Source organism: Anaerosolibacter carboniphilus, from assembly GCF_014205875.1.
In the GTDB taxonomy this organism is placed as follows: Bacteria; Bacillota; Clostridia; order Peptostreptococcales; family Thermotaleaceae; genus Anaerosolibacter; species Anaerosolibacter carboniphilus.
The window spans coordinates 181,293-193,260 of record NZ_JACHEN010000001.1 but is presented as its reverse complement, the minus strand read 5'-3'; the positions used below and the strand labels follow the sequence as shown (position 1 = coordinate 193,260).

The window sequence follows — 11,968 nt, the reverse complement described above, 5'->3', positions numbered from 1 at the left end:
CTACTTAGTGGTATATGTTATGATTACTTCATTTGTTGTCTTTAGCTTGAATCGTATGCTGTTGATTACTCCTGTATAGGCTTGTCCTTGGGGAATAATCATATGTTTTTTAAACTGCAATATTCCCAGTTGATTTTGTATGACTTCAATATCTGTCCCTATGATGTTCCCTGAGTTTTCATCTTTCTTTGCAGTCAAACTCGATACGTCTGTAATTTCCAGTTCATCTGGGTTATAGGTTAGCGTAAATACATGGCCTTGGAAGTTCGTAATATTAGAAGCTGTGACAACCAGATCCCTTTCTTCTCCAACAGCCCCAATTGCTCTAAACGCTTGGGTAGAACTACTGGTCATAGCAGTTACTGGCTCACTCCATGGACTGACACCAGTCTTGTTTTTACTCCGTACTCTATAGGTATATTGGGTATTTGGTGTCAAACCTGTATGAAGATATTTGAGGGATGCTCCAACCCCTTTGACTACATCTCCAATCTGTACCTCGTATTCTTCTGCATCAGCTACACTATTCCAGGTTAATAGTACTGTAGATGTTGTCGTTGCTGCTGTTATATTGGTTGGGATTGCAGGATCTAGCGACATGGTTTTGATCGTTATCGGTTCACTCCATTGACCAGGTAAACCTGCTTTTATACTTCTTACCATGAAGATATGGTCTGTATTGGGAACAAGGTTTTTATGGGTGTAAGCCGGGGTAGTTAAATCAGTTATGATTTGATCGCCAATTTTCACTTCGTATCCATCAGCTCCCACAACATTTCCCCAAATCAATGCGATTTGATCCTTTGCTCGAATGGCCCCTATGTTTTGTGGTACCGTATTGCCCTCGCCTTGGGTTAATACAAGTATAGGTGTTGTAAATGCACTGGTTCCCTGACTATTGACAGCTCTTATGCTAATACTATATTGTGATCCTTTCAATAACCCTGTGATTGTATAGGTAGTACCATTGATGTTTCTGATGGTATTTCCATCTACTTTTAATTCATAGCTTTCGGCATTGGCTACACGATCCCATGATAAAGCGATTTCTGTCTCTGCACCGTTGGCTATTACATTTTGGGGTTGGCTTAACGCATAGGTAGAAATTGTGAGTGGATCACTCCACTGACTTACCTCGCTATCGTTCTTAGCCCTTACTCTATATGTGTGGCTAGAATTAGGACTCAGGCTCTCATGAATAAATGAGGTATTGTTTCCGTTATCAATAACTACACCATCGGAATCTATCTCGTAGCTTTCTGCATTAGTTACTGCATCCCAAGAAACCGAAATCTTTGCATCATCGGCTTTTCCTTGAATGTTTGAAGGTACTGTAAAGATATCTGCCTTTGTTCTTACAATAATGAGCCTGCTCCAGTCACTGTAGCTGCCATCCTTTACTGATCTTATCCGGTAGGTGTGTTCTGTATCTGCTATCAAATTATCGTGTACATATTCTGATAAAGCTCCTGTATTTTTGATATTTCCATCTGCTTCTACCTGATAGGTTAACCCCGGAATCATGCTCCAAGTGACAGTTATCTTTGTTTTTAATGGCTCCACCACTATGTTCTGTGGTATAGGGAGGGCTTCATCCTGGGTGATGACGGTTAGCATGTTACTCCATTCACTCTTCCCTGCGGGGTTAATACTTCTTACCCGATAGCTATGGCTAGTATTGGGTGTAAGTCCGGCATGTACATAGTTTGTACTGTTTCCGTTGGATAGGATATCGCCATCTACCTCTATATCATAGGCTGTAGCTCCGTTTACGGAGTTCCAAGTCACAGTAATGTTATTTCTTGTGGCAAATGTATTGATATTAGCTGGTGCTTGCGGTGCTGGTGGAAGGGTTGATTTACTGATGGGCTCACTCCATGGTCCTGCTACATTTCCATTTTTACCTCGAACCCTATAGATGTGTTCTGTGCCTGTGATAAGGCCTGTATGGGTAAAGCTTGTCCCCTGTGCCGTGCCAAGGATGACTCCATCCCCTTCTATCTCATAGGAGGTTGCATAACCTACTAAATCCCAATGAATTGTAATGCTGTTCATCTCTGCAGTAGCAGTAAGCTCTCCCACCTTTGGTGGCGGCGTAGCCAAAGTCGTACCCGTAGCTGGAGCACTAAACCCGGTTTCAACCCCTGCCTCATTCTTTGCTTGTATTTTATATGAATAGGAAGTTTGAGGAGATAGATTTCTTACAGTCTGTATTTTGTTATTGGGTCTTATCCACGTGGGAATCGTTGTCTCATCTCCAGCAGACGTTAAATACTTATTGGTAGCCGTATTCACGATCTGGTATACGGTAGCTATTGGATTCGTATCATTTATTTCAATATCCAGTGTGTAAGATGTTGCATTCTTGATAGAAAGATTGGGCATAAGAGCTTTTGTATAAATTGTTTGAGTGGTGCTAGATGCAATATTACTAATTGCATCCCTAGCTTCAAATTTCACCGCATATCCTGTATTAGGTAATAGAGAACCTTGCGTGTAGGATGTGCTAGTAATCCATGAACTAATATTTGATCCTATAGTATATCGATAGGGCGTAGCATGTAGGCCTGAAAGGCTATCCGTAGCAGATCCTGTTACCGTTATTTGATTTGGAGAAGAGTTAACACTTACAGTTCCCAAGACGGGCGACGACTTATCAATCTTGAATCTAACAAGTGAAGTGACAGTAGCTATTCCATCACTTACTTCGAACTTAATCGAATGATTTCCATCACTTAATGAAGTCATATTTATTGGATTAAAATTTACTGTTTTAGCTGTAGCTGTATTAGTTACAGTTTTTACCTCCCTTGCTGTGGTCTCAGTATCAATATAGTATTTACATGTCACATTATTATTATCTTTGTCGGAAACTATAATGGACGGTACAACGCTAGTATCATTCTTACCATAATATTTATTTTCGATAGGATTATTTACACTTAAAGTAGTTAGATTATTCTTTACTGCTCTTTGTATTGTAATATTTGCGCTTCCTGAACTATATGGGTAAACCAAAATAATGCTATTACTTAGACTAAAGTCAATAGCTCTATTATACTGATAAACATCAATCTGCCCTGGACAATAAATAGTTACACTACTACTTCCCGATACTATTAACATACGATAGTAATATGTACTCTCATCATATGTAATTCCAGTATCTGAAGAACTCTTAAAGTATTCTCTATCATCATCCCAACTTGATGTTGCATATACTTTTCCGCCAGAAAATTTGTATCCTGAACCGCTACCTCTCGTTACATTTGTTAATCCTGGAATATCTTCCCACACAAGATTTGAAGGCTTTAATGCTCTTTGGATTGTAATATTTGTACTATATGAAGCATTTGCCATATATACAAGGATACTCTCAGTGCTTGGTATAAACTCTACAGGTTTGTTTATTTCAAAAATTCTAACCAATCTATCTCTGTCCTTAAGTATTTGAACACATGGACCATTATTCAACTTGATAACACGATAATAATATCTGCTATCATCGTAAGTAATACCTGTATTAACTGAGTTTTTAAATCTTTCGGTGTCTCCAGTATCTTCCCATTGACCTTTATATACTTTTCCGCTACTGAACCAATAGCCTGATTCACATAAATTTACATTAGTAAGACCAGGGACATCTTCCCAGACAAGATCTATTGCCGAAGCCTCTGCATTGTGAGGTATTAAAGCAAATACACTAATAACTATCATCATCAGTGCAAGACATTTCTTACCAAAATGTCCATTTTGCCTTTTACTTTCTGCTCTCGATATTCTTCTAAAACCAAATATTCTCAATGCTTATCCCCCTTTTCAACTCTTTAGTTTTGAATGTCTTTTTGACTTAACAAATTAGCTTCTCTCCTGAACTCTCTCTGCTCAGAAAACTGCCGTTTACTATGTTTACTTGGTGGTATAGGTTATAGTAACTTCATTGGTTGTTTTTAATTTGAATCGAATACTGTTGATCACACCGGTGTATGCTTGTCCCGCTGGTATATTGGTTAGCTTTTTAAACTGCAGTATTCCCGGTTGATTTTGGATCACTTCTATATCTGTTCCGACAATATTGCCAGTATTTTCGTCCTTTTTAGCGGTTAAGCTTGACAGATCCACAATTTCTATTTCATCTGGATTATAGGTAAGTGTAAAGGTATATCCTTTAAAGCTTGTGATGTTAGACGCTGCGATTACTAAGTTTTTCTCTTCTCCTATGCTACCCATTACCCTATATTCCTGCTGCGTGCTGTTTGTTGTGACTGTAATAGCATCACTCCATGGGCTTAAACCTGTTTTATTTTTACTTCTTACTCTATAGGTATGTTGACTATTGGGTGCTAATCCGCTATGTAGGTATTTCGTAGTGAGTCCAATGCTAACAATTTCATTGTCTATTTGAACTTCATATTCTTCTGCATCTGATACACTATCCCATGTTAGCAGTACTGTAGAAGTAGAAGCTGCTGCCGATAGATTACTTGGGATGCCAGGGTCTTCCGTCATGGTTTTTATGCCTACAGCTTCACTCCATTGTCCAGAACCATCTGCCGTAGCAATTCTAACCCTATAGGTATACTCCGTATTCGGTTGTAGGTTCTTATGAAAATATGTATTACCTGTTATTCCTGTGATCACCTGATCACTTATTTTAATCTCATATCCCTCGGCGCCATTGATTTTCTCCCATATCAATGTAATTTGATCCTTGGTCGTAATAGCAGATATATTTTGAGGAATTCTAGTGCTTTCTCCCTTTGTTAAAACCGTAATAGGTGTGGTAAACCGACTTGTCCCTTGGGTACTTACAGCACGGATAGATACAGTATGCTGGGTTCCCTTCAAAAGTCCCGTAACTGTATAGGAAGTTCCTGTAATGTTTTTGATGCTATTTCCATCTACCTTTATTTCATATCCATTGGCGTTTGATACTGGACTCCAAGATATATTCAATTCTGTCTCTGTCGTATCTACCACTATATTTTGTGGCTCAGGGAGTATATAGGTTGTTATGGACAAAACTTCACTCCATTGACTTACCTCTCCGCCTCGTTTGGCTCTTACTCTATAGATATGATTTGTACTTGGTACAAGCCCTCTATGAATAAAGGATGTGTTATTTCCATTACCAACAACTACCCCATCCACTTCTATTTCATAACCATCGGCATCTGTTACAGCTTCCCAAGACACCCTTATCTCCTTATCACTGGCATCTCCTTGAATGTTTGAAGGTACTGTAAAGATATCTGCCTTTGTTCTTACGATGATTAGTCTACTCCAATCGCTGTAGCTGCCATCCTTTACAGATCTTACCCGGTAGGTGTGTTCTGTATCTGCTATCAAATTATCGTGTACATATTCTGATAAAGCTCCTGTATTTTTGATATTTCCGTCTGCTTCTATCTGATATGTGAGGCCAGGAACTGTATTCCATGTGATAATTACCTTTGTTTTATATGGCTCTACCTCTATATTTTGTGGTATGGGGAGGGCTTCATCCTGGGTGATGACGGTTAACATATTACTCCATTCACTCTTCCCTGCGGGGTTAATACTTCTTACTCGATAGCTGTGACTGGTATTGGGTGTAAGGCCAGCATGGACATAGTTTGTACTGTTTCCGTTGGATATGATATTGCCATCTACCTCTATATCATAGGCTGTAGCCCCATTTACAGAGTTCCAAGTCACAGTAATGTTATTTCTTGTGGCGAATGTATTGATATTAGCTGGTGCCTGAGGCACTGGAGGAAGGGTTGATTTACTGATAGGCTCACTCCATGGCCCTGCCACATTTCCATTTTTACCTCTAACTCTATAGACGTGCTCCGTACCCGTGATAAGGCCTGTATGGGTAAAGCTTGTTCCCTGTACGCTACCAAGGATGACGCCATCCCCTTCTATTTCGTAGGATGTTGCATAATTCACCAGATTCCAATAGATTGTAATACTATTCATCTCCACGGTGGCAGTAAGCTCTCCCACCTTTGGCGGCGGCGTAACCAAAGTCGTCCCGGTAGCTGGGGCACTAAATCCCGTTTCAACCCCTGCCTCATTCTTTGCTTGTACCTTATATGAATAGGAAGTTTGGGGAGATAGATTTCTTACAGTAAGTATTTTGTTATTGGGTCTTATCCATGTGGGAATAGTTGTTTCATCCCCAGCAGATGTTAAATATTTATTGGTAGCCGTGTTTACGATTTGATATACAGTGCTCGCTGGGTTATTATCAGCAATTTTAATATCCAGTGTATAGGATGTTGAATTTTCAATACTAATCCTTGGTACTTCGGCTTTTGTATAGATCGTTTGTGTATTAGATGCAATATGTCCCTTCGCATCCCTAGCTTCAAATTTTACAGTGTAGGCCGTATTCGGTGTTAGAGATCTTTGGGTATAGGTTGTACTGGTAATCCATGGACTAACATTGGACCCTATAGTATATCGATATGGCGTGGCATTCAGGCCTGAAACGCTATCTGTTGCAGAGCCTGTAACCGTTATTTCATTTGCAGATGAGTTAATAGTTATAGAGCCTAAGATAGGTGCTTTATCCACTATGAATTTGGCACTGGAGGTGACAGTAGCTAGTCCATCCTTTACTTCAAATTTTATAGTATGAGTTCCCTCGCTTAACGAGGCGATACTTATGGGGCTAAAATTAACCGTCTTAGCTGTAGCTGTGCTAGTTACAGTTTTTACTTCCCTTGCAGTGGTTTCCGTGTCAATATAGTATCTACACGTCAGCGTTTCATTCTCTTTATCTGAAACGACAATGGAGGGTATGATGTTGGTTTCATTCACACTATAATATTGGTTTTCAGTAGGTGCATTGATTGTCAATGTCGGTTTTGCATTGCTTTCAACGAACCATGTTTCTCCATTGTCCAGCATAATCATACTGCGTCCGTCGGCCAAGCGTACCATCGGATTCCTATCATCTTTAACCTCAATTGGAATAGATATGGTACTCCATTCGTTTTTATTGTAGTTGTATATATATCCTGTCTTTTTTTCATCATTGCCAAGCACAAGTATGTGTTCATTATCCAAGATAGTGCTTACAGATGCATTGTTGTAGCCCATGGATGGGTTATCCAGCATTTTAACTTCATTTGTTACAGGATCGTAGATATTAATACGCCCTCTCTCAGCGATAAACACCTTTCCATCTTCCATAACTTCCATAGTAAGGCTAGTAGACTCCCAAAATCCTACCAATGTTGATTTTTTTTCCCATTTTGTTTGACTCGGATCATATATCCGAATATCGTAAGTACGAGAATCACGTCCAAGATCGTTATTGCGAATATATCCCCCGGCAACCATAACTCTCCCATCTTTTAAGGTTTTCTGCCTATGATGATATATGTACGCAACCGCCCCTCCCCAGCTGAATTTATTGGTAGACGGATCGTACAACCAAGTTTGATCGCCTGCCTCCAAATCTTGAATCCAACTCTTCCATCCGCCCGTAATAACGACTCTGCCATCAGGAAGGGTACTTTGTTGATGATACCGCCTATTTTCAGGTAAGTTTGGACCTTCTGTCCATGTGTCGGTCTGCGGATTGTAAAACCAAGTTTTATTTCCTCTACATGTTGCACTGTCATATTCTCCTCCTGTAACCAAAACTCTCCCATCCTTAAGTACACTTACTCTAGCCCCACTGCCAGCTGCCTTGGCTACTTCTGCAGGCATATTACTGCCCTTTGCAAATGTCACCGTAGGGGCCTCTGCAAAGGCTATCAATGATCCTTGAATGCTAATACCCATAATGGCCACCATTAACATTGCTATTCTGATTAAAGTTTTCATGTCAAAATGTTCATTCTTTTGTTTGCTTTTCGGACCCATTTTTCTAAAGTTAAGCATTTTCAATATTTTTTCCCCCTTGCTTTATATTTACTTCACACCTCGGACCACTTGCATAAGACCAAATGTTTCCATAATTTTTTACATAATAATACATTTTATATGATATATGTAATTTTAAGAAATATCTAACAATTATTTTCGCAACTTTCGACAGCAAAATCTATTACTTTTGATTGACACTCCCCAGTTTCTGCTATATGCCCTTCGTCTGCTATTATTCAAACAATACCTCCATAATCTACTCAAAGCTGAATTACAAATACCAATGCTTCATAAATATCATTATCCTGGGTATTGCTTTCAGATATCGTTCTAGTTGACAATATCTTCTTTTTCAATATGTCCCTTTTCATCCAAACTGCATAAATTGATATGGGAAGTAGCTTTGAAAAAAGGTAATATATAAGAAGATTCATGGAGGTGTGATTGTGTTGGGCGGTTTGGTTCCTTTTGGCAGAAGACCTGGCGATTTAGAACGACTATTCGAAAGAATGTTCCAAGATGATTTTGGTTTGGGCTATCTTGCAACGGGTATGAAGATGGATGTAAAAGAGAACGATGAAAACTTTGTTGTGGAAGCTGAAATTCCAGGGATCAACAAAGAACAGATCCATCTTGACTATCACAACGATTATCTGACCATATCTGTTGAAGAAAATCGGGAAGTAAACGTAGAAAAGAATAGCTATGTAAGAAAAGAAAGAAGATCTGGAAGGATGGCAAGATCCGTCTATGTAGGCCCCATCGCTGAAGATCAGATCAAAGCAAAGTATAGCAATGGCATTCTGACCATAATACTTCCAAAAACCAAGCATCCAAAGATAAAAAAGGGTATTCACATTGAATAACAATAAAAAATCCCATGTTGTCAATACAACATGGGATTTTCATTATGCCATCAATAGCACCAAAATACCTAACAATATTCGATAGTATGCAAAAGGTGCCAACTTTTTCCTTTTGATATAGCTCATAAACAATGCGATGACCAGCAGGGCCACAATAAAAGATACCACGGTTCCTACCAGTATAACCATCCATTCATAAGGTGTATAAGCAAATCCAGCCTTCATAAGCTTATAGGCCGCAGCCCCCATTAGGGTCGGTATGGCCAAAAAGAAAGAGAATTCTGCTGCCACTTCCCTGGATAAGCCAAGGAATAATCCCCCAATAATGGTAGATGCAGATCGTGACATGCCCGGTATCAGGGCCATGCACTGAGCCACCCCAACAATGAAAGATTGACTGAAGGTCAACTCATCCGTGGTACGTACCTGTACCCTTTTTAATTTTGCCTCTGCAACCAGCAAAAGAATTGCCCCCACAATCAAAGCAATAGAAACTGTCGTTGGATTAAAGAAATGGGCATCGATATAATCATCAAATAAAAATCCCAGTATTGCTGCAGGGATAAAACCTACAATAACCTTGGTCCATAATCGGAATACGCTCCTTGCCTGTCGAATATTATTGGCCTTTGGAAAAATCTTATCTTTAAAGTATAGAATTACTGCAAAGATTGCACCCACTTGAATGGCCACGTTGAACACGTTGGCAAATTCCCCTGTAAAGTCTATGTACTTACTGGCGATAATGAGATGCCCTGTAGAAGAAACTGGTAAGAATTCAGTCAGTCCTTCAATAATGCCAAGTATAATTGCTTTTAAAATCACCGTATTTCCTCCTTTTTCGTTATTACCTCCATTAGCGTATCACGATAATATATGTAAATCAAGGGCAAGAAATTCCATCAGAGTCTTTTATTGCCTTACTCTTTTGAATCAATTCAGTGGTATGGACTTTTGAAAATGTTGATAATCCTTCATGGTCTTCCACTCGCCACCCCAAGTCCATCCGCGATCCTTGAAAGCCTTGTAGCAGACATCCCCCTTGATGATCATTCCTTTTCGAATCTCCCCACGATCCAGATAGCTTTTCCCTGCTGCAGGCGATACTTTTTCCCCTTTCATATAGGGATTTTGTATGGGATTAATATCGATGGCAACTCCATAGCTGTGCTTTGATAACACCCCCTTGCTGTCTGCCACATCTCTGAAATTAAATGCCGATGTATTGTTATTCTCCATGGATAAATCGTCATTTCCTTCATATTCATCCACCAATCGTATTTTCTCTATAGGAAACTTTGCTTCATATAAGATCTGAAAAATCTCCATGATCTCTTTAGCAACAGTCTTATGGACCACCAGTTCTCCTTCATGGCTCTGGTCATCAAATCCCCAATATAATACCCTCACATAAGCCAGCTGGTCCATAGCCACAGGACTTTCAGGCTTCCAGGATACACCATTCATATTCTTCATTACCCCATCAGGCAGAGAAGCAACCGAAAAGCTTACTCGTTCTTCTTTTTTGCTGACTTCAACGGTACTTTCTTGTGATACATGGGTATCCGCTGCCTTTACGACTTCCACTTCTTGAACCTTGGTACACCCAACGCTCACAAGCAAAGAGGCTATTATCACAACAATTGTTAATATATATTTCACAGCATAAGCCTCCTCATAGATACGTGATTGTAAAAGCTTATATTTTAGACGAACAATTCACAACGATCCCCTACAGGATAAAATACTTTCATCAAAATCTACAAAACAAGCTTAAGAATAAATGAAAATAGAGGAGTTACAAATTTTCGCACTCCTCTAAGCATATCATATTTAACCTATAGAATAAACAGCGCCACAATCAAAGTTGCCACAAAACCAATACAGACAGGTATTATGTTTTTTCTAACCAAATCCAGAGGGTTTACATTACAGATGGCAGCCACAGGAATAATTCCCCAAGGGATAATGGTTCCTCCCCCAACCCATATGGCTGATATTTGCCCTAAAACAGCTAGAGCTCCTTTATTTACCTCAATGGCAGATGAAAAAGTCTGAGCCAAGGCACCTACCAATGGCAGTCCTGAGAATCCTGAACCATCTAAACCAGTGATCCCACCAATCACCATTTGAATTACAGCCACTGGCAGTTTAGAGAGCTGAATCCGATCTGCTAAATATAACCCCATATCCGATAATAACCCCGTAGCATTTTCACCAAGAATTTCTTTGGCTGTACCTTCGCTGCCCAAGAAAAAGAATGCACCGATGATAATGACTGGAGCAAACACCTTAATCCCAAATCCAAATCCATCTCTAATATAATCGGTAATTTTTTCAAAAGAGCTAATAAAATTATGCTGTATGATTGCTGTAAAGCTCATAATTAAGATGGCTGTACCGCCTACCAATGCCGTTGCATCTCCACCTCGTAGTTGGTACTTATACATGATAAAAACATCTACTAGGAATGCCAGCGGCGTACTCACCGCCACCAGCCAAACACCCATGGATAATTTTGCAGGCTTCTCCATTTCAGCTGTTGCCGCTACGGTCTCAAAGGTCTTCATCTCCTTGCGCATCATGAAATAAGAACATCCCACCGTTACAACACTCATCGTCAACCACAAGGGTATGCTGGCCTGGATCAGTTCCATAGGATTTGCTATGGCAGCTGCCTTTGCCGTAATGGCTGGTGCTCCTTGGATAAAATAGTCACTGGATAAAGCAACACCATGGCCGAAAATATTCATGGCTACAGCTGCCCAAATGGCAGGTAAACCAGCTCTAATAGCTCCCGGCAGCATGATCGCCCCTACCAAAGCCACGGAAGGGGATGGCCATATAAACCAAGAGAAAAGCATCATGACAAAGCCCAGTCCAAAAAACGCCACCGTTGGATTCGTCATCCACTTCTTAATAGGACGCATCATCAGTTCGTCTGCACCAATATCTCTCAGTGCATGGGACATGGCAACAACCAAGGAAATAACCACGATAATTCCCCAAAACTCTTTTCCTGCGGCAATTAGCGCATTGTAGATTACCTGTACACCCTTCACAAGACTTCCTGAGGATGCATAACCCATGACAAAGAGACCTATGATACATGGCAATACCGTATCTTTTCGAAAAGCCATGGTCACCATCACAATCAAAACCATAAAAATGTAAATATAATGCAGCGCCGTCAGTTGAACCATATCTTTTTCCCCCTTATTGATATTGCCTGCTTT

6 protein-coding genes are annotated in these 11,968 nt (G+C 39.9%); 1 reads left to right on the top strand and 5 read right to left on the bottom strand.

All coding sequences use genetic code 11. The features are described from left to right. Positions 1-3,804 carry a fibronectin type III domain-containing protein gene (locus HNQ80_RS00905; protein WP_184307212.1) on the bottom strand — a complete coding sequence of 1,268 codons (3,804 nt, stop codon included), beginning with the start codon at positions 3,802-3,804 and terminating at the stop codon, positions 1-3. A 105-nt stretch (positions 3,805-3,909) separates the two neighbouring features. Beyond that, complete coding sequence (locus HNQ80_RS00900) at positions 3,910-7,881, bottom strand: fibronectin type III domain-containing protein (protein WP_243182912.1); 3,972 nt, start codon at positions 7,879-7,881, stop codon at positions 3,910-3,912. A gap of 431 nt (positions 7,882-8,312) precedes the next feature. Here HNQ80_RS00900 and HNQ80_RS00895 point away from each other — a divergent pair, with 431 nt between their 5' ends. Further along, complete coding sequence (locus HNQ80_RS00895; RefSeq protein ID WP_330602705.1) at positions 8,313-8,732, top strand: Hsp20/alpha crystallin family protein; 420 nt, start codon at positions 8,313-8,315, stop codon at positions 8,730-8,732. Positions 8,733-8,774: 42 nt separating this feature from the next. Here the strand turns inward: HNQ80_RS00895 and HNQ80_RS00890 are convergent, their stop codons facing one another. The 3 genes from HNQ80_RS00890 to HNQ80_RS00880 form a co-directional block, all read right to left on the bottom strand. Further along, complete coding sequence (locus HNQ80_RS00890; RefSeq protein ID WP_184307208.1) at positions 8,775-9,557, bottom strand: undecaprenyl-diphosphate phosphatase; 783 nt, start codon at positions 9,555-9,557, stop codon at positions 8,775-8,777. A 108-nt stretch (positions 9,558-9,665) separates the two neighbouring features. After that, on the bottom strand, positions 9,666-10,394 hold the full coding sequence (locus tag HNQ80_RS26385; protein WP_184307206.1) for a M15 family metallopeptidase: 729 nt from the start codon (positions 10,392-10,394) through the stop codon (positions 9,666-9,668). A 176-nt stretch (positions 10,395-10,570) separates the two neighbouring features. After that, entirely contained in the window at positions 10,571-11,935 is a 1,365-nt protein-coding gene (locus HNQ80_RS00880) for a hypothetical protein (protein WP_184307204.1), read from the bottom strand. Between the last annotated feature and the right edge of the window lie 33 nt (positions 11,936-11,968).